The organism is Sphingomonas sp. UNC305MFCol5.2, from assembly GCF_000712135.1.
Classification (GTDB): Bacteria; Pseudomonadota; Alphaproteobacteria; order Sphingomonadales; family Sphingomonadaceae; genus Sphingomonas.
In genome coordinates this window covers 695,126-721,185 of sequence record NZ_JOOE01000001.1, presented here as the reverse complement: position 1 = coordinate 721,185, position 26,060 = coordinate 695,126, and the positions used below count along the sequence as shown (strand labels likewise).

The following is a 26,060-nucleotide window of genomic DNA, read 5'->3' as shown; positions in this document are numbered from 1 at the left end:
AACCATCGCCGCGGCAGAATGAGGGTCAAGCATGAAAGTGACGAGTCAGGCCGAATTGGTAGCCCAGCTTCGCGCGCTCGGGGTTCGCGAGGGCGGTGTGCTGCTGGTGCATTCGAGCTTCCGTGCGGTGCGGCCGGTGGAGGGCGGACCACTGGGCCTGATTGCGGCGCTGCGCGCGGCGCTGGGGCCGGAAGGGACCCTGGCAATGCCCTCGGCTACCGGCGAGGACGATCTGCCTTTCGATCCCGCCACGACGGCCAATCGCGAGGATCTGGGGATCGTGCCGTCGCTGTTCTGGCAGCAGCCCGGGGTGGTGCGCAGCGCGCATTTCGATGCGGTGGCGGCGATCGGGCCCGAGGCCGAGTGGATCACGGGCGGCCCGTTCGTGTTGCCGCCCGCGGCGCCAGGAAGCGCGATCGACCGAATCCGCGAGGCGGGCGGCCAGATCCTGCTGCTCGGCGTGGGTCACGATGCCAATACGATGCTGCATCTGGCCGAATTGCTGGGCGGCGCGCCCTATCGCAGCGACTATCACTATACCCGCGCCGACGGCGTGCGCGTGGACTATGGCGAGAATGACAGCTGCTGCGAGAAATTCGCGCTCGCCGACGACTGGCTTCGCGCCGAGGGGCTCCAGTGCGAGGGGCGGATCGGCAACGCGGATTCCCGGCTGTTCGACGTGGAGGATCTGATCCGGGTGGCGGTGCCGCGCGTGCAGGCGGACCCTTTGGTCTTTCTGCATGGCTCCGAAGGCTGCGAGGAATGCGACGAGGCGCGGGAGAGCCTTAGCCGGTGATGATCTCGACGATCTGATCGCCGGCCATCAACGCCGCCGCTTCGGGCGCCTTGTGGCCATGGGCGACTCCATTGCGATAGATGCGCAGGCCGAGGCCGGTCTGGATCGCGGCGAGCGGCTTGCCGACTTCCTCGCCGCGCACTGGCCGCTCGGACAGCTCGACCTCGCCGTGGAACGAGGCGAGGTCCATCAGATATTCGGACAGATGCGGGCCCTGGCACGAGCTGGCGAGCAATAGCCCGGCGAAGCTGACCGGATTGACCACGGTGGTGGCACCGGCAGCGCGCGCGGGCAGCTCGTTATCTTCGTTGCGGACGATCACGCTGATCGGGATCGCGGGGGCGAGGTGACGGGCCGTGAGGGTGATCAGAATCGAGGTGTCGTCGCGGCCCGCGCATACGATCAGCGACTCGGCGCTTTCGATCCGGACGTCCTTGAGGATCTGGTCGCGCGTCGCATCGCCCTGGAGGACGATGCAGCCGCATGCCTTCGCGCCGGCTAGATTGCTCTCGCTGGTGTCGATCACGACGATGTGGCCCGGGTCGGTGCCGCGTGCGATCAGTTCGTCGACGGTTTCCGACCCGGTGGTGCCGTAGCCGGCGACGATGATGTGCCCGGAAAGGGTCCGCTGGATCACTGCCATACGCCATTTGTCCCAAGTGCGCTTGAGCACGAAATTATAGGCGGTGCCGAGGAAGAGCAGCACCACGAAGACGCGGATCGGCGTGACCACGAACGCGTCGAACATCCGCGCCGAATTGCTGACCGGCACGATGTCGCCATAGCCCGTCGTCGTGACCGAGATCGAAGTGAAATAGAGAATGTCGAGGAAGCTGACGTGACCGTCGGCAGTGTCCTTCAGCCCATCGCGTTCGATCCAGTGGACTCCCACGGCGAGCGAAAGCAACCCCAGCACGGCCAGCACCCGCCACGCGATCGACACCCAGACCGGGAGGCTCGACTTGCGCTTGAGCGTCGCGGGCGGGAGCATGGCCATTCGGGGCTAGCGCGCGGGCAGCCTCGATACCGGATCGACCGGCGTGCGCCCCTGGCGGATTTCGAAATGGAGTTCGGGTCGGTCGGCGAATCCCGAATTGCCGGAGAGCGCAATCATCTGGCCTTTCTTCACCGATTGGCCTCGCTGCACAAGCAATTGTCCGGCATGGCCATAGACCGTGGTGGTGGCATTGCCGTGCTTGACAATGACGAGGCCGCCGAGCGCCGGGACGTCGCTGCCGACATAGGCCACCACGCCGTCGGCGGCGGCAAGGACGGGCGTGTCGAGCGGGACGGCGATCTTGATGCCGTCGTTCCGCTCACCGCTCTTGCCGGGGCCGAAGCGCTTCACGATCGAGCCCTTTACCGGCCAGGCGAACAGGCTTGCCACACGCGTGACCGGCGTCGCGACCGGCGTGGTCGCAGGGAGCACGCGTGCCGAGGAGGCGGTCGGTTTGGCGGGCTTGGCATTGGCCGCCAGCGCGGGTTCGCCGCCGGTAAGGATGTCGTCGATGTCGAGATGGAAGCGTGCCGCGCGTTCCTCGATCGTCTCGGGGCGTGCGCTCGGGATCAACAGCCGCTGGCCGGTGCGCAGGATATAGGGTTCCTCGAGCGCATTGGCCGACACGACGTTCGACCATTGCACGCCGTAGGCGCGGGCGATCGCGATGCCGGTCTCGCCGCCGCGGACGAGGTGATAGCGGCCGCCGGGGATGCTGAGCCGTTGGCCCGGCTGGATGACGAAGGGGGCGGCGAGGTTGTTGGCACGGGCGATCGCCTCGGAGCCGGCACCGGTTTTGGCCGCGATCGAACGAAGCGAATCGCCCGATTGCACGACATAAGTCGAACTCGTCACCTGCCGCGCATCGGCGGTGACGCGACGCGCCTCCCAGGCAGGAGGTGGCGCGGGCAGCGCGCGCACGTCCTGATCGAGCGAACGGCGCTCGAATTGCTCCTGTGGCCGATTTTGCTCCGGCGCATCATAACTGCGCGCTTCGCGCCCGGCCTCAGCCGGTATGCAGCCCGACATCAATATGACGCCGAACAGCAGTGCCCCCATCCGGTGCATTGCGAACCCCCTCACCCCTGAAAATTTAATAAGGGAAACAGGGATGCTTAACAATAGACTGACTTGAGACTTTCCAGCGAGTTGCGGTGAGTGAGATCGAGGTGCAGCGGCGTCACCGTGATCCAGCCCTGCTCGATCGCCTCCAGATCGGTGTCCGGATCCGGCGTGTGTGGCAGCCGGCTCATCGCGAGCCAGTAATAAGGAAAGCCGCGCGGATCGACGCGCTTGTCGAGCCCGACCCGGCCATAATCGCGCAGGCCCTGCGCGACGGGCTTGATACCCCTTACCGCTTCGGGCGGGACCGGCGGGAAGTTGATGTTGACCAGGGTCCGCGGCGCCCAGGGCGCGTCGAGCAGCGGCTTGAGCGCGCGTTCGCCCCATGCCTCGGCAGTGTCGAACGGTACCTGATCGCCCATGCCGGTGTGCTCGTAGCGCTGGCTGAGCGCGACCGAACGGATGCCCGCCAGCGCGCCTTCCATCGCAGCCGAGACGGTGCCCGAATAGCTCACATCCTCGCCGAGATTGCCGCCACGGTTGACGCCCGAGAGGATGAGATCGGGCGGCGAATCCTTCATCGCCTCGGCGAGCGCGAACATCACGCAATCGGTGGGGGTGCCGCGTACGGCATAGCGGCCGTCGCCCATGCGGCGGACGCGGAACGGCTCGGTCAGGGTGAGGGAGCGGCTCTTGCCCGATTGCTCTTCGGCAGGGGCGACGATCGTGATGTCGTCGGAGATCGTCCGCGCGATGCGTTCGAGGACGCCAAGGCCGCGCGCGTGGATGCCGTCGTCGTTGGTGAGCAGGATGCGCATCAGCGCAGCGGTTCGAGTCGGTTGAGGCCGCCGAGATAGGGCTGGAGTGCTTCGGGCACCGCCACGGCGCCGTCCTCCTGCTGGTAGTTCTCGATCACGGCGACCAGCGTCCGGCCGACGGCGAGGCCCGAGCCGTTGAGCGTGTGGACGAAGCGTGTCGCCTTCTCGCTCTCGGGGCGATAGCGCGCGTTCATCCGGCGGGCCTGGAAATCGGTGCAGGTCGAGACGCTGGAGATTTCGCGATAGCGCGCCTGGCCGGGAAGCCACACTTCGAGGTCGTAGGTGCGCGCGGCCGAGAAGCCCATGTCGCCGGTGCAGAGCTTCATGCGGCGGAAGGCGAGGCCGAGCTTTGTCAGGATGTCTTCCGCGCAGGCGGTCATCCGCTCGTGCTCGTCCTCGGACTGGTCGGGCGTGGTGATCGAGACCATCTCGACCTTCTCGAACTGGTGCTGGCGGATATAGCCGCGCGTGTCGCGCCCCGCGGAACCGGCTTCCGAGCGGAAACAGGGTGAGAGCGCCGTGAAGCGCAGCGGCAGCATCTCCTCGGGCAGGATCTGCTCGCGCACCGTGTTGGTGAGGCTGACCTCCGAGGTCGGGATCAGCCAGCGGCCGTCGGTGGTCTGGAAGCTGTCCTCGGCGAACTTGGGGAGCTGGCCGGTGCCGAACATGGTTTCGTCGCGGACGAGCAGGGGGACGACCGCTTCCTCGAAGCCGTGCTCGCGGGTGAGCGTGTCGAGCATGAACTGGCCGAGGGCGCGGTGGAGCCGGGCGGCGCTGCCGCGCACGAAGGTGAAGCGTGAGCCCGACAGCAGCGCGCCGGTCTCGAAGTCGAGCCCGAACGCGGGGCCGATCGCGTCATGTTCCTTCGCTTCGAAGGTGAAGGAGGGCGGCGTGCCGCGCTCGTGGATCAGTGCGTTGTCTTCCTCGTCGGCGCCCTTGGGCACGTCGGCGAGTGGTAAATTGGGGATCGCAGCCAGCGCGCCTGTAAGCTCGGCGCCGACCGCTTTCTCCTCGGCGTCGATCGCCGGCATGCGCTCCTTGAGCGCGGCAACTTCTGCCATCAGGTCGGTGGGATCGTCGCGGCGTGCCTTGGCGGCACCGATTGCCTTGGAGACTTCGTTGCGGCGCGCCTGCGCCACCTGCGCCTCGGTGATCAGCGCGCGGCGGCGCTCGTCGAGCGCCAGCAGCTCGGCCGAACGCGGCGCCAGCCCGCGCTTCGCCAGTCCGGCGTCGAAGGCCTCGGGATTTTCGCGGATGAACCGGATGTCGTGCATGGCCGGGCGTATGGCTGCGCGCGGTGGCCTGCGCAACCCTGAGCCACGCGGCTGCGTTGGACAAGCGACGAAAACGAAGGAGAAGACGATGCTGGTTCCGCACGATACGGTCGTGGTGGTCGCGGATGGCCGGAAGATGCTGTTCCTCAGGAATGAAGGCGATGCCACCATTCCCAACCTGCGGGTCGAGAAGAAGGTCATCGACAAACATAATCTCGATCACAACGAGCAGGCGACCGACCTGGCTGGCGGATCGATGGGAACCCGCACCGCGGGCGCGCAATGGGGCGCGGGGAACATGGGCGAAGTCGATTTCCACCAACTCGAAGAGGATCGTTTCGCCGCGGAGACCGCCGAATTGCTCAAGAAGCGCGCGCTCAACAACGATTTCGAATCGCTGATCGTCATCGCGCCGCCCAAGACTCTGGGCGAGCTCCGCAAGCATTATCACAAGGAAGTGAGCGGCCGGCTGAAGGCGGAGATCGACAAGGACCTGACCGGGCACACCGTGCCGCAGATCGAGGAAGTGCTGCTCAAGATGGAGTAAAGGCCAAGGTGCCAACCCGTCACCCCCGCCCGTTCTGGCGGGGGGTGACGGGTTATGCTACAGCCGCGTCCTTCTTCTTGGCCAGACGCTTGCGCGCCACCAGCGCGGCGGCGGCGCCGCCGAAGAGGAGGATCATCGGCGGGGCGGGGACCGGCTCGGGGCCTCCCGATGAACCGGTCGAACCGCTCGAGCCGTGATGGCCGCTCGAACCGCCGCAATGCTTGCCCCATTTGCAGCCCCAGCCGCTCGAATTGCTCCAGCCGCTCGACGTGCTCCAATTGCCGCTCGACGACGTGCTCGACGATGTCGAGGAGGACGTGGACGAAGAGGTCGACGAGGAAGTCGAAGATGAGGTCGACGAGCTGACGCCGCTCGAAGTCGAGGTGGACGAACCGCCGGTGGACGTCGAGGTCGACGAGCCGCCGGTGGAGGTGGAGGTAGACGAGCCACCGGTCGAGGTGGACGAACCGCCGGTCGAGGTGGACGAGCCCCCCGACGAAGTGCTCGTGCCGCCGCTCGAAATCTCGATGTTGATTCCGCTGCTGCTGCCCGAACTGCTGCCGGAGCTGCCGAAGAAGCCACCGGCGAAGAAGCCGCCGCCGAAGCCGCCATAGCCGCCCGAACCACCGACCACGCCTGCCGCCGCGCTGCTTGCGGCCGCGACCGCGGGCATTTCACGCGGGGGAAGGGGGATGGGCGCGCTTTGCGCCACGACGACGACTTGAGGCGCTGCCTGAGTCGTGGTGGTCGTGGTCACGCGGCGAACGAGCTTTTTGCGCACGACGCCGGCGACCGGCCCCTTGCGGACGACTCGCTTCTTCGCGACCGTATATTGCTTGACCACGCTGGGCTGCGTCACGCGCTCTACGGCATAGACGCCGCCGCCACCGATGACTGCGCCGCCACAGGCACATGCGCAGAGTTTCGCCAAGGCCATGCGAACCGACATGATGTCCCACTCTTCCTGTTGCTGGCGCTCGCTCCCCACGGGACCGTCAGCAGCTTGTGCGCCCTCAATGACCAGGAAACGCAAAACAAACTATTAAGCGCAAGCGCGTCGAGGGCCGTTTACCGTGTTCCTGGACGTTTTTTCACCGTCACGACGCAGAGCTTATGGTTAATGTGCGGTTTCGGTACGGAATGCCGGAGCGCCGACGCCATACTCGTGAATGGAGATGGTTAAATTTGCCGAACGCGCGACTGTTGTTCAGCTGTTGCTAATTTCCTCCAAGTTACCGGGGATTAGGCAAAACGGCTGTCATAATAGCGCGCTTGTCTATGCCTTCGCGCGCAAGTATAGGGCATCCGGGCAAAAGGCAGTCGTCCAGCGGCTTGGCCACTGGGTGACCGGTGTGGAGAGTGGGGATGGCTACAGTATTGGATCGCTCCGACGAACCTGGGAAACACTTCCCGCCGGCGGCGAATGACGGTGACGACGGATACCGGCCGCACAACGACGAACCTTTCATGAATCCGCGGCAGCAGGAATATTTCCGCGAGAAGCTTATTGCCTGGAAGGACGCGATCTATCGCGAGGCCGCGGGCACGCTCAACCAGCTCCAGACCGACTCGCTGCGCGAAGCCGATCTCACCGATCGGGCGTCGAGCGAGACCGATTGGTCGATCGAATTGCGCACCCGTGATCGTCAGCGCAAGCTGATCGCCAAGATCGATGCGGCGATGCGCCGGATCGACGAAGGCGAGTATGGCTATTGCGAAGTGACCGGCGAGCCGATCTCGCTCGCCCGCCTCGAAGCGCGGCCGATTGCGACCATGACCGTAGAGGCGCAGGAGCGTCACGAGCGGAACGAGAAGGTTTCGCGCGACGAATAGCGGTTTCGAGGGGCGCGCGATTTTTGGTCGGCGCCCCTCAAATTTACGCTTTCGTCAGGGATTGATGCTCTAATTGCGCCAGATCAATTTTGGCGTTCGAGCAGCACCCATGGACCAATTCTCTACCGAAACCGTGAACGCGCTCTCGGCCGATGATTTCACCGGCCAGCGTACCGGCTCGCGCGACAGCCTGTTGCTGACCGCGCAATTCCGCGTCTTTGGCGACGACAAGGTCGTGCAGGCGCGCGTGCGCAATCTCTCGTCCGGTGGTCTGATGGCCGAATATGCGGCCCCCGTCGAAGCCGGTACGCCGGTCGAGATCGAAGTGCGCGGCGTGGGCTGGGTGAAGGGCCGGATCGCCTGGGCGACCGACGGCCGTGTCGGCGTCGCCTTCGACATCGAGATCGATCCGATGCTGGCGCGCAAGCCGGTGGGCAAGGGCACACAAAGTCGGCAATTCGCCAAACCGATCATAACGCGCCGCTGAGGCGTGATTCCGACTGCGATATCTCCGTGTATCTGACGCGTTGCCCAGCGTATCATGCTCGATATCGGGGAGACGCGGCCCCGAGGCCACAGCTCCCCGACAAGATATCGCGTCTCCGCGTTAGCGGCTGAGCTCCTCCTTGACGCGCAACTTCCGTTTCTTCAATTCCGCGATCAGCATCTGATCGGGAAGCGGCCGCTGCGACTCGACGGCGATCCGTTGATCCAGTGTCGAATGCTTGGCGTTGAGTGCCGCGAAATGCGCGTTCTGCATGGAAGCGTTCCTCCTTCGATTGGCGCCGGGGTCAACCAATAAATCACCTTTGCAGCCGCTTGTCGCCCCCCCTATTGAGCGCAATCGACAGCTTGCGGAAAAGGCGCGATGGTTCGTGGCGAGCTTTCGCGATCCGGTGCGGCGCGTATGCGTAAAAAGGGGGGCGGGAATGGACGAGAGCGAGACCCGGCGGCGGCTCGAGGCGCTACGCACCGAGCATCGCGACCTCGACATGGCGATCGACGCGCTGCGCGGCACCGGCTCGGCCGACCAACTCCAACTCGCCCGGCTGAAAAAGCGCAAGCTGCGGCTGCGCGACGAGATCACGCAGCTCGAAGATCAGCTGGTTCCCGACATCATCGCCTGAGCCTCCCGCGCCGGGACCAAGTGCCGCAATATTAAGCATTCAACTGTTGCGCCCATTATGGCACTCCATGCGGGATGACGCCGCAGGCAACCTCGACGATCCATCGCAAGCTGGTCGACTCACTCTATGTCGAGGCGATGCTGCTGGCGGATGAGGCGCGCGCCTATTTCGATGTGCTGGGGCGCGCCGAGCGCGACTCGCTCGAAGCATTGAGCCGCGTCACCTTCTCGTGCGAGTCGCTCAAGGTGACGACGCGGCTGATGCACATTATCGCCTGGCTGCTGACGCAGCGTGCGGTCGAGGCGGGCGAGCTCACGCCGGTCGAAGCCCTGTCGCCGTCGCGGCGGCTGGGCGAGGCGCCCGAGACCGATGCCGCCATCCTGGAGACGATGCCGGCACAGGCGCGTGCGATCATCGCGACCAGTATCGAATTGCATCGCCGCGTCGCGCGACTCGACGCCTCGCTCGACGAACCGGCCGCGGATGCGAGCCCCGCGCGCCGGATGCTCGAGAGACTATCGGCTTCCTTTTAAAGCAATTGCAGAGCACCGCGTGCTCCTGCGAAAGCAGGAGCCCAGAGTTGCGGGCGAGTCGCTTGCCGCCCTAGGCTCCTGCTTTCGCAGGAGCGCGTTCAGCGAACCCAGATCAGCGAAGCGCCGCCTTGGCCGCCGCGTACTCCGTCTTCAGCCGCTCGATCTTGACCGCGGCGGATTCCACCGCGGTCACTGCGCCGATCCCCTGGCCCGATCCCCAGATCTCCTTCCACGCCTTGGCGCCACCGAAGTTCATCGCGGTTGGATCGCTCTCGGGAAGCTTGTCGGGATCAAGTCCCGCCGCGACGATCGAACTGCGCAGATAGTTGCCGTGCACGCCGGTGAAGAGGTTGGAATAGACGATGTCGGCCGCCCGGCCCTCGACGATGCCCTGCTTGTACGCATCGATGGCATTGGCTTCGTCGGTGGCGATGAAAGGCGAGCCGATATAGGCAAGGTCGGCCCCCATCACCTGCGCGGCCAGCACCGCACGGCCGGTGGCGATCGCGCCCGACAGGATCAGCGGTCCGTCGAACCATTCGCGGACTTCCTGGACGAAGGCGAAGGGATTGAGCACGCCTGCGTGGCCGCCCGCGCCGGTGGCGACGAGGATCAGCCCGTCGGCGCCCTTCTCGATGGCCTTGTGCGCGAACCGGTCATCGATGACGTCGTGGAGCGTGATTCCGCCCCAGCCATGGACCGCATCGTTGAGCTCGGGCCGCGCTCCCAGCGAAGTGATGACGATTGGGACTTTCCATTTGGCGCAGGTGTGGAGATCGGCCTCCAGCCGGTCGTTCGAGCGATGGACGATCTGGTTGACGGCGAAAGGAGCGGAGGGCGCGTCGGGATTGGCGCGGTCCCATGCGGCAAGCTCCTCGGTGATGCGGTGCAGCCATTCGTCGAGCAGGCTCTGCGGGCGCGCGTTGAGCGCGGGGAACGAACCGACGATCCCCGCCTTGCACTGCGCGATCACCAGATCGGGCACCGAGATGATGAAAAGCGGCGAGCCTATGACGGGAAGCCGGAGGCGATCGAACAGCGGGGGAAGGGCCATGGACCAGTTTTGTAGCGCAACTCGAATGCCTGTCTATCCCACCGTCGGCGACGCTACGGCATGGCCGGGCGGTCGGGGACGGGATCAGTCGACTCGGCGAAGACCCTGCGCATAATCGCGCTGCTTTGCCGCGTAGAGCGCCGCCGAGGCTTTGAGCATCGCCTTCTGCATGTCGTCGAGGGGGCGGGTCGCTCTGGCGGGCGAACCGACGATCAGATGGCCCGGTGGGAAGGTCTTGCCTTCGGTTATGAGTGCGCCGGCGCCGACCAGGCAGTCCTCACCGATGACGGCGCGATTGAGGATCGTGGCACCCATGCCGATCAGCGTGCGGTTGCCGATCGTGCAGCCGTGGAGGATCGCGTGATGGCCGACAGTAACGTCCTCGCCCAAAGTGCATGGCGCGCCGGGATCCGAATGCAGCACCGCGCCATCCTGAACGTTGGTCCGCGCCCCGATCAGGATCGGGGTGTTGTCGGCACGGATCACGGCGCCGAACCAGACGCTGGCCAGTTCGGCGAGCTGTACGTCTCCGATCAGGTCGGCGCTCGGCGCGACCCAGGCATCGGGAGCGATTCGTGGCTGGAGGCCGCCGATTCCGTAGAGGGGCATCGCCCCTAGAAGAGCGGGGCGGCGGGCAGCTGCATCTGGAGCCCCAATGCCACCGCGAGGGCGACCGCGCCCATCAGGATCGCGAGCGTGGAGGATAGCGAGAACAGGCCCCAGCCGACCATCGTCACCATCTGGGAATTCGGCCGCTGCTCACGCCGGTTGCGTTGCATCGCGAAGAGCACGAACATCGCCAGCATCGCGTAAATGAAGATAAAGAACTCGACCACCGCGCCATACCCACCCGCAAAGATCCCCGCCCGCGTTGTTAGCGAGACAAGGTTAACGCTTCAATGCCGGGATTCTGCGGATCGCCGCATTGCAGCAATGACTGGCCTCGCGCGTGACGGCACCGCGATCACGGTGCGGCGGCCATGACGCCCAACTGGAACTAGTTGGCGACAGGCTCGCGCCGCGCCGGCTGCGGTGCCGTCTCCCAGCCGCCGCCGAGTGCGTTGAACAAGGCGACCTGTGCCTCGGCCAGCGCGGCGTTCGATTGCGCCAGCGAGGCGCGGGCGGTCGCCCGGTCGCGCTCGGCATCGATGCGCTGGAGCAAAGTGTCGCGGCCTGCGGTGAAGCGCAACCCGGCGATGCGGGCGGCGTTGCTCGCAGCGGTCTCGGCGCGGCGGAGCGCGACATTGCGCTCGATCTCGCCCGAATAGCGCGCGAGCGCCTGCTCGACCTCGCGCAGCGCGGTGAGCACGGTGCCGTCGAACGTCGCGAGCGAGCCTTCCGAAGTCGCTTCGGCCTGGCGCAGGCGGCTGCGTGCCTGCCCCATATTGGGGAAGCTCCAGCTGATCAGCGGCCCGAGCGAGAAGCCGAACGAGTCGGACTTGGCGACGTCGCCGATATTCTGCGCGCCGAGCGTGACCGAGCCGAGCAGGCGGATCGACGGATAGAGCGCGGCGGTCGCGACGCCGACCCGGGCGGTGTCGGCGGCGAGGGTGCGTTCGGCCTGACGAACATCGGGACGACGGGCGAGCAAAGCGGCACCGTCGCCGACCGGGATCAGCCCGCTGACCTGCGGCGGCACGGTGCATTGCGCCGCGGCGGCATCGGTCTCGGCCGGCGGACGGCCGGTGAGGGTGGCAAGCGCATAGAGCGCGGCGCGGCGTTCGGCCTCGAACTGCGGAACCTGCGAGCGCGCGCTTTCGGAGAGCACCAGCGCCTGATCGACATCGCGCTGGGTACCGCGCCCGGCCTCGAGCAGGCGCCGGGTGAGGCTGAGCGTCTGGTCCTGAAGCTGCACCGTCTCGCGCGCCACCGCGGCTTGCGCGGCGAAGCTGCATGCCTGGGCATAGGTGCGCGCGGTTTCGGCGGCGATGGCGATGCGCGCGGCGTCGAGCCCGGCCTGCGCCGCGGCCAGATCGCCCCGCGCCGCCTCGATCGAGCGTGATACCTGGCCGAACAGATCGACCTGATAGCCCGCGTCGAGCCCGACCTGGAAGAAGTCGAATTCGCTGCTCTGCACGCCGGGGAAGTTGACTGCGTTTCCGCCCTGGCGCTGGCGCGTGTAGCGGGCGCTGAGATCGGTGGTCGGCAGCCGCTGGTTGCGCGCTTCCGACAGCAAGGCGCGGGCGCGGCGCAGATTGGCCGCCGCTACGCGGATGTCGGTATTGTGCGCCAGCGCGTCGACCACGAGGCGGTCGAGCACCGGATCGCGGAACAGATGCCACCATTCGCCCTCGACGGCACTCGTCGAGACCTTTGTCACGCCGGGATCGACGAACGCCCCCGCCGCGGTCGGCGGCGTTGCGGGACGCTCATAGTTCGGGCCGACCGCGCAAGCCGAAAGCAGGCCCGCGGCGAGGATCGTCAGGCGCTTCATGCCGTGGCCTCCGTTGCAGGCGCTTCGGGCTTCTTGCGGCTCAGGCGTGCGCGCTGCTTCTCCGTCCAGCTCGCGAGCTTGCGGACCATGACATAGAAAGCCGGAGTGAAGAGCAGGCCGAAGAAGGTCACGCCGATCATCCCGAAGAACACCGCGACGCCCAGCGCCTGGCGGAGCTCGGCCGCCGCTCCGGTCGCGATCACCAGCGGCAGCACGCCGAGGATGAACGCGATCGAAGTCATGATGATAGGCCGCATGCGCTGATGCGCCGCCTGCTCGGCCGCCGCACGCGGTTCGAGACCTTGATCTTCCTCGCCCTGCCGCGCAAACTCGACGATCAGGATCGCGTTCTTCGCGGCGAGGCCGATCAGCACGACCAGGCCGATCTGCGTCAGGATATTATTGTCCATTCCCATCAGGTTCACGCCGAGGATAGCGGCGAGCAGGCACATCGGCACGATCAGGATCACCGCCAGCGGCAGCACGAGGCTCTCGTAGAGCGCGGCGAGCAACAGGAAGACGAACACCACGGCGAGGCCAAAGGCGATCAGGCCGGTATTGCCCGCCTGACGCTGCTCGAACGCAAGCTCGGTCCATTCGAAGCCCATTCCCTTGGGCAATGTCCTGGCGGCGAGCGCCTCCATCGAGTCGAGCGACTGGCCGGTCGAGAAACCGGGCTTGGTGTCGCCCATCAATTCGGCGGCTGGATAGAGATTGTAGCGCACCACGCGATACGGTCCGGCATCGTTCTTCAACGCCATCACCGCGCTCATCGGCACCATCTTGCCGGCGGCCGAGCGCGTCTTCAGCGTCTGGATGTCCGAGGCGTCGTTGCGATAGGCTGCGTCGGCCTGCGCCGTCACGCGGAAGGTGCGGCCCAGATAGTTGAAGTCGTTCACATAGGCCGAGCCCAGATAGGAACCGAGCGTCGAGTAGATGTTCGAGACGGGAACGCCCATCCGCTCGGCGCGGTCGCGGTCGACCTCGGCGGTGAGGCGCGGGGTGCCGACGTTGAACAACGAGAAGGCACCGGCGACTCCCTCCGCCTGGTTCGCGCCCATCATCATCGCGAAGCTCGCCTGCGCCAGCGCCTGGTAACCCTGGCCGCTGCGGTCCTGGATCATCATCTTGAAGCCGCCGCCGGTGCCGATGCCCGGAACGGGCGGCGGGGCGATCACCATGATGTCGCCGCCCTTGATCCCGGCCAGCGCCGGATACAGCGCTTGCTGGATTTCGTCGGCGCTCTGCTTGCGATTGGCATGCGGCTTCAGCGCGAAGAACACCACGCCTGCATTCGGTGCGGTCGAGAAGCTGGCGCCGTCGAGGCCGGCGAACCCGATCGAGGTCTGGACGCCGGGGAGCTTCATCGATTCCTTGATCGTTTCGCGCACCACGGCATCGGTGCGCTGCAGCGACGATCCGGGCGGCAGCGAGACCACGCCGATCAGATAGCCCTGATCCTGCGGCGGGATGAAGCCGCTCGGCGTGGCGGTGAACCGCCAGCCCACGACGAAGATCAGCGCGACATAAACCACGCCGACAATCACCAACATGCGCACCAGCCGTGCGGTGAGGCGGCTATATCTGTGCGAGAGCCAGGTGAATCCGGCATTGAACTTCTTGCCCGCGCGCCCGGGGAGCCCGAGCAATCCCGGCCGCGGTGCCTTGTCGTGCTCCGGCTTCTTGAGCACCAGGGCGCACAAGGCGGGCGACAGCGTCAGCGAGACGAATGCCGAGAAGACCGTCGCCGAGGCGATGGTGATCGCGAACTGCTGGTAGAAGGCACCCGAGATGCCGGGGATGAACATCGTCGGGATGAACACCCCGACGAGCACGAGCGAGATCGCGATGATCGCGCCGGACACTTCGTCCATCGTCTTGTGCGCCGCCTCGCGCGGGCCGATGTCTTCCTCTTCCATCAGGCGTTCGACATTCTCGACGACGACGATCGCGTCGTCGACGACGATGCCGATCGCGAGGACGAGGCCGAACAGCGACAGCGTGTTGAGCGAGTAGCCGAAGGCGAACAGAACCGCGAAGGCGCCGACCAGCGATACCGGGATCGCGATGATCGGGATCAGCGCGGTGCGCCAACTTTGGAGGAAGACCAGCACCACCAGCACCACGAGGATCAGCGCCTCGATCAGCGTGTGCTCGACTGCGCTGATCGATTCCGAGATGTACTCGGTGGGGTTGTAGTCGATCGAATATTTCATCCCCGCGGGGAAGCTCTGGGCGAGCGTATCGAGCTCTTTCTTCACGGCGTCCGCAGTGGCGAGCGCGTTCGATCCGGGCATCTGGAAGATGCCCATGCCGACGGCGCTCTTGCCGCCGAGATAGCCGTTGAAGCTATAGTCCTGCGCGCCGAGCTCGATCCGGGCGACGTCGCGCAGATAGGTCAGCCGACCCTCGGTATCGCGCTTGACCACGACCTTGCCGAATTCCTCGGGCGTGCTCAACCGGCCTTTGGCCTGGACGCCCAGCTCGAAGGCGGGGCTCGCCTTGCCATAAGGCGGCTGGCCGACGGCGCCGGCGGCGACCTGGAGGTTCTGGCCGCGGATGGCGTTGACCACTTCGTCCACGGTCATGTCGCGTGCTGCGGCAAGGCCGGGATCGATCCACACGCGCATATTGTAGTCGCGGCCGCCGAACGCCTGTGCCTGGCCGACGCCGGGCACGCGCGCGATCCGGTCGAGTACCTGCAGCGTCACATAGTTCGAGATATACGGGATCTCGAGGCTGTTGTCGGGCGAAGTGAAGAACACCACCATCAGGAAGTCGGGCGAGTTCTTGTTCACCGTGATGCCCAGACGGCGCACGTCCTCGGGCAGGCGCGGCTCGGCCTGCTGGACGCGGTTCTGCACCAGCACCTGCGCCTGATCGACGTTGGTGCCCTGATTGAACGCGATCGTGATCTGCGTCTGGCCGTTGCCGGTCGACGACGAGGTCATGTAGATCATGTTCTCGACGCCGTTGATCGCCTGTTCGAGCGGCGCAGCGACTGTCTCCGCCAACGTCTCAGCGCTCGCGCCCGGATACGTCGCGGTGACCACCACGGTGGGCGGCGCGATGCTCGGATATTGCGCGATCGGCAGCGAGGGATAGGCGATCGCGCCGACGATCACGATCAGGATCGACAGCACCGCCGCGAAGATCGGCCGCTCGATGAAAAAATGGGGGAATTTCATGGCGGAGACCTTAGCGGACAGTCGCCTGGCCCGAGGCCGGCTCCTGCGTCGGAGCGGTCGGCGCGGCTTGCTTGGTCGGATCGGCCTTGATCACGCCTTTGACCGGCTGGACAGGCGCGCCGGGCTGCAGACGACCGACGCCGGTGATGACCACGCGGTCGGTCGGTGCGAGACCGTCGCGGACGATGCGCAGGCCCTCCACCGTCGCACCGACTTCCACCGGACGCGGCACCGCCTTGTTGTCGTTGCCGACGACATAGACGAGCCGGCGGGTCTGATCGGTAACGATCGCCTCGTCGGGGATCAGCATCGCCTTGTAGGTGCCCGAGCCGAGCAGCCGGGCACGGCCGAACATGCCGGGCGTCAGGAAGCGCGTCGGGTTCTGCACCACAGCGTGGGCGCGGATCGTACCCGAATCGGGATCGACGGCATTGTCGAGGAACTCCATCCGACCGTTCCAGCGATATTCGCTCTCGTCGGCGAGCTGGATCTGGACCGGGTTGGCGGTGGTGCGCGAGGAGCCGCGCTCGCCGCGCTGATCCTGCCGCAGATTCTTGAGGTAGAAGCTCTCGGCGCCTTCGAACTCGAACCAGATCGGATCGAGCGACACGATGCGCGTGAGGATGGTCTGGCCGTCGGCGACCGAGTCGCCGATGCTCACCTTGCGGTCCGACATGCGGCCGCTAAACGGCGCGCGCACGGTGGTGAAGCTCAAATTGAGCTCGGCGTTGGTGATCGCGGCGCGGGCAGCGGCGAGATCAGCCGCGGCGGTGCGCTCGGCCGCGATGTTCGCCTCGAGTTCCTCGGTGCTGACGGCCTGCGCGGTTGCCAGCTTGCGGCTGCGCGCGGTGACCTGTCGGGCGTTCGACAGCGCTGCATTGGCGCGCGTCGCCTGCGCCTGTGCCTGTGCGAGCGCGGCGCGATAGGGGCGCGGATCGATCGTAAAGAGCGGCGCGCCCTGACGTACGTCCTGTCCGTCGCGGAAATGGATCGCAGTCACCACGCCGTTGACGCGCGGCCGGACCTCGACGTCCTGCGGCGCGACGAAGCGGCCGGTATAGTCGTCCCAGTCGACCACCTCGCGCTGGACCGGAGTCGCGACGGTTACCTGCGGTGGGGGTGGGGCAGGCGGGGCCTGTTCTCCACCGCATCCGGCAAGCAACAACAATCCTGCTAATACGTGCGCGCGCCTCACAGACGTCCCCTTTCTGCGGCGCAGCAATTAACGTTGTCAGCGGGGGTTGCAAGCAGATTCGTACCTATCGGTAGGAATTGTCTGAGATGAGCGTCCGCGGTGGAAAGGTCAGGCCCGGCGAACGCGCATGCGATTTTCGCCGACACCGAAAGCGTGACTCTCGATACCATCGATTTTCCCCAATCGGACCGCGAGGAATTGCGATCCTCACAGCATCAGACGCCGCGGCGACACAAAATCCGCACGCAGCCGAGACAAATTATTTTGTTCTGTTTCGGCGGAAGGGACTCGCCTTCAATCGGCGGAAGATACCGGCAGAACTGCGCCGACATGCGCCTCGCCGCGCGCTTCGGCGAGCAGCGCCTGGCGATGGCGCTCGGCATAGCGTTCGCGCTGCGCGTCGCTGCGTTCGTCATGGCAGGCGGGGCAGGCGACGCCTTCGACATATAGAGGCGAGCCTTGCGCTTCCTCGCTGACCGGCATGCGGCACGCACGGCAGAGCGCATGGGTACCGAGCTCGAGCCCGTGCGCCACCGATACGCGCTCGTCGAACACGAAGCATTCGCCCTGCCAGCGGCTCTCTTCAGCGGCGACGTTTTCGAGATAGGCGAGGATGCCGCCCTTCAGATGATAGACCTCGTCCAGACCTTCGGCCTTGAGAAACGCGGTCGCCTTCTCGCAGCGTATTCCGCCGGTACAGAACATCGCGATCTTCGGCTGCTTGCCTTCCTCGTGCCATTGGTCGCGATGTGTGCGTACCCATTCGGGAAAGTCGCGAAAGGTTGGCGTGCCCGGATCGATCGCGCCCGCGAAAGTGCCCAAAGCGACTTCATAGTCGTTGCGCGTGTCGATCACGATTGTTTCGGGATCGTCGATCAGCGCGTTCCAGTCCTGCGGCGCGACATAGGCGCCGACATCGACCAGCGGATTGATCTCCGGCTCGCCCATCGTCACGATCTCGCGTTTGATGCGCACCTTCATCCGGTGGAACGGCAGGGTCGCCGCGCGCGATTTCTTGACGTCGAGCGCCGCACAGCCGGGAAGGGTGCGAATAAGGGCGAGAACCCGATCGATCGCCGCGTCCGATCCGGCGATCGTCCCGTTGATTCCTTCCGGTGCCAGCAACAGCGTGCCCTTCACGCCCTGCGCGCGGCAGGCCTCGGCAAGCGAGGACTGGATCGCCGCGCAATCGTCGAAGCGCGTGAACTGGTACAGGGCGGCGACACAGATGGGCAGGGCGGCTTCGATCACGATCACTTTCCGGGTTGCGGCTGGGGCAATGGCCGGCGCGCCCCTAGCAGAAGCGCGCGCGTCCGTCATGCGGCGAGGCAAAAGGGCCGGTGCAGGCCGGGAAGTTTGATCGGGATCAACACGGGAAACTAAACTGCATTTGCGCCGTTTGACTGCTCCGGAAAATGTCAAAAGGAGCAATTCGCTTGCAGTCCTCTGGTATAGATCCCCTGGCGGGACTGATCAGGAAGCTCACATCGCTGAATGCGCTGGGCGACGAAGAAATTGCGGGTATTCGATCGCTGCCATTGAGGGCGCAACGCTTCAAGGCCGGTGCGACTATTGTCAGCAACGGCCAGCTGATCTCGGAATGCTGCCTGCTGGTGGAGGGTTATGCCTGCCGCCATAAGCTGGCGAGCGATGGCGGTCGCCAGATCGTCTCCTTCCACGTGGCGGGGGACATTCTCGATATCCAGCATCTGTTGTTCGAAAAGGCCGATCACAACGTCCAGGTGATCGCCGACGCCCAGGTGCTGTTCTTCCCGATGCGCGACTTCCGCCGGCTGATCCAGGAGCGGCCCGAGATCGGCAAGGCGCTGTGGCGCGATTGCCTTGTCGATGCGTCGATCTTCCGCGAATGGGTACTCAATGTCGGACGCCGCGACGCCAAGATGCGGATCGCGCACATGCTCTGCGAATTCGCTTTCCGGCACGAGGCCGCAGGGCTGGGCTCGCCCGATCGCTTCACTCTGCCGATGACGCAGGAGGATATCGGCGACGCCACCGGCCTGACTTCGGTGCACGTCAACCGTATGCTGCGCGCGCTGACCGAGGAAGGCGTGATCGCGCGGACCGGCCGCGAGATCCGCATCGCCGACTGGGAACGGATGAAGCAGGTCGCCGATTTCGAGCCCGACTATCTCCACCTTGCGGCATAGGCGGCCGCGTCAGGTTCCGGCGTTCTCGATTCCGCCGGCGATATAGGTCTGGACGTAATCCTTGATCCACGCCTCTTCGCGGAACCATTTGGTGACGATGTACTTCATCCCCTCCAGCACGCGCATGCCCTCGTGGAGCGTGTCGTAATTCGGGGTGCCGTCTGGGGTCATGTTGTTCCAGACGACGAGCAGCCCGCGCTTCGGCTTGAAGCGGATGCCGGCGCGCGGAAACCAGGTGGCGCCGCCTTCGGGCACGTCGTTGAGATAGGCCATGGCGGTCCAGGTGCGCTGGCCGCCGGTCTCCTTCATCTTGGGCCAATAGGCGCTCGATTCATGGAAATAGTCGCAATGCGCGCGGAACTGCTGGTTCACTGCATAACGCTGGCCCTGGAGCGTCTCGGCATTCTCCTCGGGAATGCCGAGCAGGTTCGCGATGCGCTGGTCGATCGCGAGGATATCGGGCGACCAGCGATACAGGTCCGAGCTGTGGCTGGTGCGGTATTCGGGATCTTCGCTCACCGCGAGCAGGGTCGACGGGCGCGAATTGGAGTCGATCAGGGCGATGAGCGCGTCGCATTCGGCGTCGCTCAGAAAATGGGGCACGGTGTACATCTGCGCCGTCTCGACCTTGGCGCGCCTGACGTCCGGGTTCGCTTCCAGCCGCGCCGAGACGTCGCGCCCGATCTTCGCGCGCGCCGGCGACGGGCCGCCCGAAACCCTGCCTTCGTTCTTGTTCTTGCTCACGGAGTGCGAAATCGCGCGGAGCGGCGCGATTTGCAAGCCGCTTGAACGACAGCTTGAACAACAAGGGACCCGGCATCGCTGCCGGGCCCCAGGACCTCCGATAAGGCTGCGGGCGTCCTTACCAGAAGATGTCGTAGATCACGTCGACCACTTCGCCGCTGTAGATGTCGACGAGCAGCGCATCGTTGTAATAGCGCACCCAGCGATAGGGGCCGTCGACCTCAGGCAGGCGATAATAGAACGGATCGTTGATCCAGTAGTTCGACGAGAACAGGATCGAATTCAGCGTGAAGCCGATCCCGAACCGGCGATAGCCGTACCCCCAGCCGCTCGGTGCGTAATAACGCGGCAGGCGATAGATGTTGCGGTTGCTGCTGCGATAGCCGCGCCAATCGTAGCGGCGGTCATTGCGCCACCTGCTGTTCCAGCTCCCGCGGTCGCGGTCATTGTTCCAGCCGCGGTTGCTGTCGTAGCGATTGCGGTCGCCGCTCCAGTTACGCGTCCGGTCGCGGTCGTTCCAGTCGCGGTTACCGCGGTCATACCGGCTGCGGTCGCGATTGCCGTCGCTCCAGCGACTGCGATCACGGTCGCCGTCGTTCCAGCGGCTGCGATCGCCGTCGCGGAACTGCTGGCGCTGCCGGTCGAACTGCTGCTGCCGGTCCACGTCCGGACGGCGCGTGCCGCCGTTCCACTGGCTGCGGTCGCCGGTCCAGCGGCTACGATCGCCGCTGTTGTTCCACCGGCTGCGGTCGCCGCGATCGCCGCCCCAGCGCTCGCGCTGCTGCGGGACCGCTTGCTGCTGTTGCTGCTGGGCCTCCGGGCGGCTCCAATTGCCGCGCTGACGCTCACCGCCGTTCCACTGGCGCTGCGGCCGCGCCTCCGGCGTTTCCTGGCGCTGCTGCTGGCGCCATTCGGCGCGGTTCTGGCGAACCTCGGACGATGGACTGCCGGAACTGTTCGCCGAGCGGTCGCGGCCGCCCCAACGCCCCCGGTCCTGCGCGAGCGCTGCCGGCGGGACCAGAGCCGTTGCGGCGATGATCGCCGCTAGCAAGGTCTTCTTCATCTCAACTTGTCTCCGTCGAGACCGGCAAGAGGCCGGGCTACAAGATAGGATTGGATTAGACTTCGCCGGATGAGCGGTTGCTGAATTGCAGAGAAAGGCGATTGAAAGAATTAAGAAAGATCATTCAGGCGCGGGTGTCTCCGGTTCGGGTCCGTTTGCCAGTGGGGCATCGCCACGCGCCAGTCGGGCGGCATCGGTGATCGCGCCGATCAGCCGCGGATAGATGCCGCAGCGGCAGATGTTCGGAATCGCCTCCTTGATGTCGCCCTCGCTCGGGTTGCGGTTGTTGCGCAGCAACACCGACGCCGCCATCACCACGCCGGGAATGCAAAAGCCGCACTGGACGATATTGGTGGCGAGCAGCGCCTGTTGCACCGGATGGCTGCGATCCTTCGAAAGGCCCTCGATCGTAGTGACGAAAGTCCCCTCGAGCGCGCCGATCGTCTCCTGACAGGCGAGCCGCAACCCGCCGTCGACATCCACGGCACATGCTCCGCAATCGCCGGTGCCGCAGCCATATTTGGTACCGGTCAGGTTGGAGGCATCGCGCAGCGCCCAGAGCAAGGGCGTGCGCGGATCCATCTTGTACTCGACCGGCTGGTTGTTGACGGTGAAGCGAGTCATTGCAGCGATGTAGCCGGAAACGGGGCGTTTCCGAAACCGGCATTGTCGCGGCCCGCTGTCCCGCCAATGTTGGATTTACCGGGCTTAACTTCGCACTTTTCCCGCGAATCGTGAACAAAAGTTGCTCGTCGATGGAATCTTGTTTCGTGCTTCGGTTTTTGGCTCGCGATGAATTCGGGCATGCCATGCGAGAACAATAGCAGAACATCGCTCTGTAGGAAAGCTTCATGATGACCTTGCCGACCTTCTTCCTCCCGCATGGCGGCGGACCCTGTTTCTTCATGGACCCCGATGGCGGCCCCGCCGATCCGATGTGGCAGCCGATGCAGGTCTATCTCGCCAGCCGCATCGACGGCCTGCCCGAGCGGCCCAGGGCGATCCTGCTGATCTCCGGCCATTGGGAGGAGGACCGGGTCACCGTCCATAGCGGCGGCGGCCAGCCTTTGCTGTTCGACTATTACGGTTTCCCCGAGCATACTTATCGCCTGCACTGGGACGCGCCGGGTTCTCCCGAAGTGGCGGCCCGCGCCAGGGCGTTGATCGAAGGCGCGGGTTTCCCCGTCGACGAGGAAAGCGAGCGCGGTTGGGACCACGGCGTGTTCATCCCGATGATGGTCACCGTCCCCGGCGCCGATATCCCGCTGGTCCAGCTTTCGCTGCGCAAGGACCTCGATCCCGCCGCGCACATCGCGATCGGCCGCGCGCTGGCCCCCTTGCGCGACGAAGGCGTGCTCATCGTCGGTTCGGGCATGAGCTTCCACAACCTCCGCGCACGCGGCCCGCAGGTGACGCCCGTGGCGGACGAATGGGATGCGGCCCTGGTCGATGCCGTGACCGATCCCGATCCTGCCCGCCGCGCGGAACGTGTCGCCGCGTGGGACAAGCTCCCCCATGCCCTTTTCGCCCATCCGCGAGAGGAGCACCTCCTGCCGCTTATGGTGGCGCTCGGCGCGGGCGGGGAGGGGCCCGCGGTGGCTGATTATCGCGACCACGTGATGGGCTGGGCGGTTAGCGGATTTCGGTTCGGCTAGTTCCACGGGCGCGTCAAAACGCGACTTGTACTCCTGCGAAAGCAGGAGCCCAGAGTGGCGAAGGATGTCGCTTGTGATCCTGGGCTCCTGCTTTCGCAGGAGCACTGGAGTGCGATTACTCCCGCCAGCTCCGGTCCGTCCGGTCGACCAGCCGCACCATCGCCGCGAAGTCCGCCGCGCCCGGGCCGCCGGGGACCTGCGCCATGTGCAGGTCGCGCTGGTGCACCGCGACGACTTCGTCGGACACCGTCAGCGGCTCGCCCATCCCCAGCGTCGCCACCTGGATCTCGCAGGCGCGCTGGAGCGACCAGTGCTTGATGAACGCCTCGGGCAAGGTCCGCCCCATCACCAGGATGCCGTGGTTGCGCAGCAGCATCACGCGCTTGTCGCCCAGATTGGCGAGGAGGCGCTCACCTTCCTCGTCGCGGACCGTCACGCCTTCGAAGTCGTGATAGGCGATCTGACCCGCGAAATTGCAGGCATAGAAATTGGTGGGGCGAAGGCCGCCCTCGACCGAGCTCACTGCCATGCCGGCCGTCGTGTGGGTGTGCATGATGCAATGCGCATCGGGGAGATGGCGGTGGAACAATGCGTGCTGGACGAAGCCCGCCCGGTTCACCGGATAGGGAGAGTCGCCGAGCTTGTTGCCGTCGATGTCGATCTTGACGAGGTTCGAGGCCTTCACTTCGCTGAAATGCAGCCCGAACGGATTGATCAGGAACGCGCCGTCCTGATCGGGCAGCTTCACGGTGATGTGGTTGTAGATCATCTCGGACCAGCCGAGCATGTCGAACACGCGGTAGCAGGCGGCGAGCTGCTGGCGCGCCTCCCATTCGGCATCGCTGACGCCGAGGGGGTTGCCGGCGTCTTGCTGAAGCGCAGTGGCCATCGATCCTCTCCTGTCTTTGGTTGCAATATGCCACGCATCCGGGGTTCGCGGCAACGGCGCACCCGTCGGCATCGATCCGGATCAAAATTGCCGCGAGTGCGTTACGCGTTCGCAACGACTGAGGGGATCTACCGAATGCGAGGGATGAAGCTGCGCCAGGGTGTCGCCCTGGCGGGATTGTTCATGCTGGGGGCCTGCGGCGGCTCGGGCTCGGGCGGCAGCGGAAACGGGTCGCTGGAGGCAGTGGCGACTTCGCCCGCCACGGCGGCCAAATTGAGCGCCTATACCCAGGCGTATAACGCGTTGCTCGAAACCTATGGGCTGCCGGCGACGGCGAAGGCCTACAAGGAGGCGCGCGTGGCCAGCCAGTCGCCGAGCGAAACCATCACCATCAGCGATGGCTGGCTCGAAAACGAAGCGGACAAGCTGAAGGCGGCGCGCGCGCTGCCCGGCGCGCTGGGCCCGGTCGACGCGGCAGCGGAGAAGCTGGATACTGCGCTGCAAAAGGTGCTGGCGCGGCTGAAGCCGCTTTATGCCTATTACAATACCAAGGCCTATCGCGCGGACGGGCTGAAACGCGGCAAGGCCGAAGACGCCCAGATGACGGCCGAATTCGACGCGGCGTTGGCGGCGATGGACGAGTTCAACGCCGCGTTGACCAAACAGCGCCGCGCCGGCGCCGAAGCGGAACTCGCCACGCTCAAGCAGAGCGGCGACACCGTCGCCTATAACACCAAGCTGGCGATGCAGCAGGCCGAAGATCTCGTCGGCCTGTTCGACAAGCCCGAGGACCTTCGCGATCCGGCGGTGTTCGCCAAAGGCGATGCGCTGGCCGGATCGCTGGAGAAACTGCTCGCCGATCAGCAGAAGGCGATCGCCGACGCCAAGGCCAAGGCGAAGGAACCGGTGGAGACGAGCCGCCTCAGCATCTCGGGGTTGGTGGTCGACATGTTGGGATCGATGATCGGCCAATATCGCCAGGTGAAGCAGTCGCATTCCGCCAACGACGCGGAGGCGATGGTCGATTCCTATAACCGGGCCGTGGGTCTGGCGAACGACATGCCTTGAGGCGTGGGGTGTGGGTGTTGCCCGTTCCCCTCCCTGCAAGGGAGGGGAGAGGCTAGCGGAACGCGTACGGGACGACGCTCCGCCGATCGGCATCGATCTCGATCACCGATCCTGCCGGCGGGAAGGCGCGTTGGTCGCAATCCGTCCGTGGGCAGATGCGGCACGAAGCGCCGATCGGCGTCGCCGCACCGCCCAGCCGGAGATCATCGGCATAGACGAAATCCGCCGCGTGCGTTTCCTCGCAGCCCAGCGCCACGGCATAGCGGCGGGCAGGACGCGCGTAGCTGCCCGATGGCTTGACCAGCCCCTTCGCCATCGAGACGTAGCGCGTCCCGTCGGGCATCTCCGCCAGTTGCACGAGGATGCGATCGGGGATCGCCACTGCCTCGTGCACCACCCAGAGCGGGCACGCGCCACCCAATGCCGCGAACTGGAGCCGCGTCGCCGAGTGGCGCTTGGTGATGTTGCCCGCCATGTCGACCCGGCAGAAGAAGAAGGGCAGGCCGGCGGCACCGGGCCGCTGGAGTGTCGAGAGGCGGTGGCATGCCTGTTCGAAGCTCACGCCGAAGCGCTGGCGCAGCCGATCGATATCGTGCCGGACCTCGCGCGCCCGGGCGCGGAAGCTGCCATACGGCATCAGCAGCGCACCGGCGGCGTAATTGGCCAGGCCGACGCTGAGCAATTCGCGCGAGGCCTGGCTCGCCAGCCCCGCTTCGGCGACGACATGGTGCATCTCGTTGGCGAATTCGTAGCGGACCAGCCGGTGCGCGAGCAGGAAGGCGCGGCTTTCCGGCGGGAGGCCGGAGTTGAGCGCCAGCGTACGCGCGGATTCGTCGAAGCGGCTGAGCTGGCTGCCGTCGCTGTCCTCGCCGATCACGCGGACGCCGTGCCAGCGGCGGAGGCGATCCTCGAGTGCCTGGCTCACCGGACCTTCGTCGAGCGCGTCGGCGAGCGCCTCGGCCGAGCGGTCGATCGCGTCGATGTAGTTGCCTTCCGCCTGGAACCAGTCGCGGACTTCCTCCCAGGGGAGCGGCGCAGCGTCGCTCGATCCGGTATCGAAGCGGTCGTCGAGGACGCGGAGCTGTTCCTGACTGCGGCGCCAGGCTTCGTGCACCGCGACGAGCCGGCGGGCGAGCAGGGGTTGCTGCTCCAGCCCGCGGCGAACGTCGGTTTCGCTCAGGGGATGCGCGGCGATGCTGGTGTCGGTTGCTGCGTCGATCGTGCGCAGCAGCGTCGAGGTTTCGGCCTCGGCGCCGATATCGGCCGCTTCCATCGGGAATTCGCGGGCGAGCGCGAGCAGCACGACATCGGTGATCGGCCGGCCGTTATTCTCGATTTGCGACAAATAAGGGACCGAGATACCCAGCCGGCCCGCCATCGCCGACTGGCTCAGGCCGATGCGGCGGCGCAGATCGCGTAAGCGGAAGCCTTCGAACAGCCGGCGGCGGGGAGTGCCCACTAGATTCCCCTCCCTGCAAGGGAGGGGTTAGGGGTGGGTGCGAGCGAGGCGAGCCCATCGACGCAGCTCGTAGGGCGCGACCCTGCGGGCCGCGCACCCACCCCCATCCCCTCCCTTCCAGGGAGGGGCGTGCTCTGAGGCGGGCGATGCGTGCCT

At 65.8% G+C, this 26,060-nt stretch carries 28 protein-coding genes; 10 read left to right on the top strand and 18 right to left on the bottom strand.

What is annotated here, in order from left to right; genetic code table 11:
• Positions 1-31: 31 nt before the first annotated feature.
• A complete protein-coding gene (locus BR78_RS0103500) occupies positions 32-796 on the top strand; it encodes an AAC(3) family N-acetyltransferase (RefSeq protein ID WP_029724114.1) in 765 nt (254 codons plus the stop codon).
• On the opposite strand, the gene BR78_RS0103495 is transcribed toward BR78_RS0103500, so the two are convergent.
• From BR78_RS0103495 to serS, 4 genes are read right to left on the bottom strand one after another with little or no spacing between them, the layout of a single operon-like run.
• Positions 786-1,787 (bottom strand): potassium channel family protein, encoded by a 1,002-nt coding sequence (locus BR78_RS0103495; RefSeq protein ID WP_443027664.1) that lies wholly within the window; start codon positions 1,785-1,787, stop codon positions 786-788. The two genes, BR78_RS0103500 and BR78_RS0103495, sit on opposite strands and share 11 nt — an antisense overlap.
• A gap of 12 nt (positions 1,788-1,799) precedes the next feature.
• Positions 1,800-2,861 carry a M23 family metallopeptidase gene (locus tag BR78_RS0103490; RefSeq protein ID WP_029934953.1) on the bottom strand — a complete coding sequence of 354 codons (1,062 nt, stop codon included), beginning with the start codon at positions 2,859-2,861 and terminating at the stop codon, positions 1,800-1,802.
• Positions 2,862-2,908: 47 nt separating this feature from the next.
• A complete protein-coding gene (gene surE, locus BR78_RS0103485) occupies positions 2,909-3,673 on the bottom strand; it encodes a 5'/3'-nucleotidase SurE (protein WP_029934952.1) in 765 nt (254 codons plus the stop codon).
• Positions 3,673-4,947 (bottom strand): serine--tRNA ligase, encoded by a 1,275-nt coding sequence (gene serS, locus BR78_RS0103480; RefSeq protein WP_029934951.1) that lies wholly within the window; start codon positions 4,945-4,947, stop codon positions 3,673-3,675. Before serS ends, surE begins: the two co-directional genes overlap by 1 nt.
• A gap of 88 nt (positions 4,948-5,035) precedes the next feature.
• Between serS and BR78_RS0103475 the strand changes: the two genes are divergently transcribed.
• The 4 genes from BR78_RS0103475 (at position 5,036) to BR78_RS0103455 (ending at position 7,814) form a co-directional block, all read left to right on the top strand.
• Positions 5,036-5,494, top strand: a complete 459-nt coding sequence (locus BR78_RS0103475; protein WP_029934950.1) for a host attachment family protein — start codon at positions 5,036-5,038, stop codon at positions 5,492-5,494.
• A gap of 221 nt (positions 5,495-5,715) precedes the next feature.
• On the top strand, positions 5,716-6,108 hold the full coding sequence (locus BR78_RS20340; RefSeq protein ID WP_231478129.1) for a hypothetical protein: 393 nt from the start codon (positions 5,716-5,718) through the stop codon (positions 6,106-6,108).
• Positions 6,109-6,859: 751 nt separating this feature from the next.
• Entirely contained in the window at positions 6,860-7,327 is a 468-nt protein-coding gene (gene dksA, locus BR78_RS0103460) for an RNA polymerase-binding protein DksA (protein WP_029724107.1), read from the top strand.
• A 109-nt stretch (positions 7,328-7,436) separates the two neighbouring features.
• Positions 7,437-7,814 carry a PilZ domain-containing protein gene (locus tag BR78_RS0103455; protein WP_029724106.1) on the top strand — a complete coding sequence of 126 codons (378 nt, stop codon included), beginning with the start codon at positions 7,437-7,439 and terminating at the stop codon, positions 7,812-7,814.
• 120 nt (positions 7,815-7,934) lie between these two features.
• On the opposite strand, the gene BR78_RS21220 is transcribed toward BR78_RS0103455, so the two are convergent.
• Positions 7,935-8,087 (bottom strand): YdcH family protein, encoded by a 153-nt coding sequence (locus BR78_RS21220; protein ID WP_081855594.1) that lies wholly within the window; start codon positions 8,085-8,087, stop codon positions 7,935-7,937.
• A 169-nt stretch (positions 8,088-8,256) separates the two neighbouring features.
• Between BR78_RS21220 and BR78_RS0103445 the strand changes: the two genes are divergently transcribed.
• On the top strand, positions 8,257-8,454 hold the full coding sequence (locus tag BR78_RS0103445; RefSeq protein WP_029724105.1) for a YdcH family protein: 198 nt from the start codon (positions 8,257-8,259) through the stop codon (positions 8,452-8,454).
• A 74-nt stretch (positions 8,455-8,528) separates the two neighbouring features.
• Positions 8,529-8,987, top strand: coding sequence for a DUF1465 family protein (locus BR78_RS0103440; RefSeq protein WP_029724104.1), 459 nt, complete (start codon positions 8,529-8,531; stop codon positions 8,985-8,987).
• A gap of 112 nt (positions 8,988-9,099) precedes the next feature.
• On the opposite strand, the gene BR78_RS0103435 is transcribed toward BR78_RS0103440, so the two are convergent.
• The 7 genes from BR78_RS0103435 to trhO all read right to left on the bottom strand — a co-directional run bounded on the left by BR78_RS0103435 (position 9,100) and on the right by trhO (position 18,109).
• Positions 9,100-10,041, bottom strand: a complete 942-nt coding sequence (locus BR78_RS0103435; protein WP_029724103.1) for an NAD(P)H-dependent flavin oxidoreductase — start codon at positions 10,039-10,041, stop codon at positions 9,100-9,102.
• Positions 10,042-10,125: 84 nt separating this feature from the next.
• Positions 10,126-10,650, bottom strand: coding sequence for a gamma carbonic anhydrase family protein (locus tag BR78_RS0103430; RefSeq protein ID WP_029724102.1), 525 nt, complete (start codon positions 10,648-10,650; stop codon positions 10,126-10,128).
• 5 nt (positions 10,651-10,655) lie between these two features.
• Positions 10,656-10,877, bottom strand: a complete 222-nt coding sequence (locus BR78_RS0103425) for a hypothetical protein (protein WP_029724101.1) — start codon at positions 10,875-10,877, stop codon at positions 10,656-10,658.
• Between the two features lie 161 nt (positions 10,878-11,038).
• Positions 11,039-12,475 (bottom strand): efflux transporter outer membrane subunit, encoded by a 1,437-nt coding sequence (locus BR78_RS0103420; RefSeq protein WP_029724100.1) that lies wholly within the window; start codon positions 12,473-12,475, stop codon positions 11,039-11,041.
• Entirely contained in the window at positions 12,472-15,663 is a 3,192-nt protein-coding gene (locus BR78_RS0103415) for an efflux RND transporter permease subunit (RefSeq protein WP_029724099.1), read from the bottom strand. The genes BR78_RS0103420 and BR78_RS0103415 overlap by 4 nt, the downstream gene beginning before the upstream one ends.
• A 10-nt stretch (positions 15,664-15,673) precedes the next feature.
• Positions 15,674-16,825 carry an efflux RND transporter periplasmic adaptor subunit gene (locus BR78_RS0103410; RefSeq protein WP_231478128.1) on the bottom strand — a complete coding sequence of 384 codons (1,152 nt, stop codon included), beginning with the start codon at positions 16,823-16,825 and terminating at the stop codon, positions 15,674-15,676.
• 327 nt (positions 16,826-17,152) lie between these two features.
• On the bottom strand, positions 17,153-18,109 hold the full coding sequence (gene trhO / locus BR78_RS0103405; RefSeq protein ID WP_029934942.1) for an oxygen-dependent tRNA uridine(34) hydroxylase TrhO: 957 nt from the start codon (positions 18,107-18,109) through the stop codon (positions 17,153-17,155).
• A 287-nt stretch (positions 18,110-18,396) separates the two neighbouring features.
• On the opposite strand from trhO, the gene BR78_RS0103400 reads away from it, so the two are divergent.
• Positions 18,397-19,026, top strand: a complete 630-nt coding sequence (locus BR78_RS0103400; RefSeq protein WP_231478127.1) for a Crp/Fnr family transcriptional regulator — start codon at positions 18,397-18,399, stop codon at positions 19,024-19,026.
• A gap of 9 nt (positions 19,027-19,035) precedes the next feature.
• On the opposite strand, the gene BR78_RS0103395 is transcribed toward BR78_RS0103400, so the two are convergent.
• The 4 genes from BR78_RS0103395 to BR78_RS22105 form a co-directional block, all read right to left on the bottom strand.
• Positions 19,036-19,770, bottom strand: a complete 735-nt coding sequence (locus tag BR78_RS0103395) for a prolyl hydroxylase family protein (protein WP_037565910.1) — start codon at positions 19,768-19,770, stop codon at positions 19,036-19,038.
• A 118-nt stretch (positions 19,771-19,888) separates the two neighbouring features.
• Positions 19,889-20,833 carry an RcnB family protein gene (locus tag BR78_RS0103390; RefSeq protein WP_029724094.1) on the bottom strand — a complete coding sequence of 315 codons (945 nt, stop codon included), beginning with the start codon at positions 20,831-20,833 and terminating at the stop codon, positions 19,889-19,891.
• A gap of 120 nt (positions 20,834-20,953) precedes the next feature.
• The gene (locus BR78_RS0103385; RefSeq protein WP_029934939.1) at positions 20,954-21,457 is read right to left on the bottom strand and encodes a (2Fe-2S)-binding protein; all 504 of its coding nucleotides are present in this window, start codon (positions 21,455-21,457) and stop codon (positions 20,954-20,956) included.
• Positions 21,454-21,639 carry a hypothetical protein gene (locus tag BR78_RS22105; protein WP_231478125.1) on the bottom strand — a complete coding sequence of 62 codons (186 nt, stop codon included), beginning with the start codon at positions 21,637-21,639 and terminating at the stop codon, positions 21,454-21,456. The genes BR78_RS0103385 and BR78_RS22105 overlap by 4 nt, the downstream gene beginning before the upstream one ends.
• Positions 21,640-21,687: 48 nt before the next feature.
• Between BR78_RS22105 and BR78_RS0103380 the strand changes: the two genes are divergently transcribed.
• Positions 21,688-22,488: a DODA-type extradiol aromatic ring-opening family dioxygenase gene (locus BR78_RS0103380; protein ID WP_029934937.1), complete on the top strand. Its 801-nt coding sequence runs from the start codon at positions 21,688-21,690 to the stop codon at positions 22,486-22,488.
• 115 nt (positions 22,489-22,603) lie between these two features.
• Here the strand turns inward: BR78_RS0103380 and BR78_RS0103375 are convergent, their stop codons facing one another.
• A complete protein-coding gene (locus BR78_RS0103375; RefSeq protein ID WP_029724091.1) occupies positions 22,604-23,377 on the bottom strand; it encodes a class II aldolase/adducin family protein in 774 nt (257 codons plus the stop codon).
• A gap of 144 nt (positions 23,378-23,521) precedes the next feature.
• Here BR78_RS0103375 and BR78_RS0103370 point away from each other — a divergent pair, with 144 nt between their 5' ends.
• On the top strand, positions 23,522-24,445 hold the full coding sequence (locus tag BR78_RS0103370) for a DUF3829 domain-containing protein (protein WP_029934935.1): 924 nt from the start codon (positions 23,522-23,524) through the stop codon (positions 24,443-24,445).
• 52 nt (positions 24,446-24,497) lie between these two features.
• On the opposite strand, the gene BR78_RS0103365 is transcribed toward BR78_RS0103370, so the two are convergent.
• Positions 24,498-25,904, bottom strand: coding sequence for a helix-turn-helix domain-containing protein (locus tag BR78_RS0103365; protein WP_029724089.1), 1,407 nt, complete (start codon positions 25,902-25,904; stop codon positions 24,498-24,500).
• Between the last annotated feature and the right edge of the window lie 156 nt (positions 25,905-26,060).

Excerpts from the sequence above, each read along its gene's own strand:
- BR78_RS0103440 (WP_029724104.1), top strand. The coding sequence starts at position 8,529 with ATGACGCCGCAGGCAACCTCGACGATCCATCGCAAGCTGGTCGACTCA.
- BR78_RS0103370 (WP_029934935.1), top strand. The coding sequence starts at position 23,522 with ATGAAGCTGCGCCAGGGTGTCGCCCTGGCGGGATTGTTCATGCTGGGG.
- BR78_RS0103430 (WP_029724102.1), bottom strand. The coding sequence starts at position 10,650 with ATGCCCCTCTACGGAATCGGCGGCCTCCAGCCACGAATCGCTCCCGAT.
- BR78_RS0103500 (WP_029724114.1), top strand. The coding sequence starts at position 32 with ATGAAAGTGACGAGTCAGGCCGAATTGGTAGCCCAGCTTCGCGCGCTC.
- BR78_RS0103455 (WP_029724106.1), top strand. The coding sequence starts at position 7,437 with ATGGACCAATTCTCTACCGAAACCGTGAACGCGCTCTCGGCCGATGAT.
- BR78_RS0103420 (WP_029724100.1), bottom strand. The coding sequence starts at position 12,475 with ATGAAGCGCCTGACGATCCTCGCCGCGGGCCTGCTTTCGGCTTGCGCG.
- BR78_RS0103435 (WP_029724103.1), bottom strand. The coding sequence starts at position 10,041 with ATGGCCCTTCCCCCGCTGTTCGATCGCCTCCGGCTTCCCGTCATAGGC.
- dksA (WP_029724107.1), top strand. The coding sequence starts at position 6,860 with ATGGCTACAGTATTGGATCGCTCCGACGAACCTGGGAAACACTTCCCG.
- BR78_RS0103380 (WP_029934937.1), top strand. The coding sequence starts at position 21,688 with ATGACCTTGCCGACCTTCTTCCTCCCGCATGGCGGCGGACCCTGTTTC.
- BR78_RS0103490 (WP_029934953.1), bottom strand. The coding sequence starts at position 2,861 with ATGCACCGGATGGGGGCACTGCTGTTCGGCGTCATATTGATGTCGGGC.
- BR78_RS0103385 (WP_029934939.1), bottom strand. The coding sequence starts at position 21,457 with ATGACTCGCTTCACCGTCAACAACCAGCCGGTCGAGTACAAGATGGAT.
- BR78_RS22105 (WP_231478125.1), bottom strand. The coding sequence starts at position 21,639 with ATGCCCGAATTCATCGCGAGCCAAAAACCGAAGCACGAAACAAGATTC.
- BR78_RS0103415 (WP_029724099.1), bottom strand. The coding sequence starts at position 15,663 with ATGAAATTCCCCCATTTTTTCATCGAGCGGCCGATCTTCGCGGCGGTG.
- BR78_RS0103495 (WP_443027664.1), bottom strand. The coding sequence starts at position 1,787 with ATGCTCCCGCCCGCGACGCTCAAGCGCAAGTCGAGCCTCCCGGTCTGG.
- BR78_RS0103445 (WP_029724105.1), top strand. The coding sequence starts at position 8,257 with ATGGACGAGAGCGAGACCCGGCGGCGGCTCGAGGCGCTACGCACCGAG.
- BR78_RS0103475 (WP_029934950.1), top strand. The coding sequence starts at position 5,036 with ATGCTGGTTCCGCACGATACGGTCGTGGTGGTCGCGGATGGCCGGAAG.
- BR78_RS21220 (WP_081855594.1), bottom strand. The coding sequence starts at position 8,087 with ATGCAGAACGCGCATTTCGCGGCACTCAACGCCAAGCATTCGACACTG.
- surE (WP_029934952.1), bottom strand. The coding sequence starts at position 3,673 with ATGCGCATCCTGCTCACCAACGACGACGGCATCCACGCGCGCGGCCTT.
- BR78_RS0103390 (WP_029724094.1), bottom strand. The coding sequence starts at position 20,833 with ATGAAGAAGACCTTGCTAGCGGCGATCATCGCCGCAACGGCTCTGGTC.
- BR78_RS0103375 (WP_029724091.1), bottom strand. The coding sequence starts at position 23,377 with ATGGCCACTGCGCTTCAGCAAGACGCCGGCAACCCCCTCGGCGTCAGC.
- serS (WP_029934951.1), bottom strand. The coding sequence starts at position 4,947 with ATGCACGACATCCGGTTCATCCGCGAAAATCCCGAGGCCTTCGACGCC.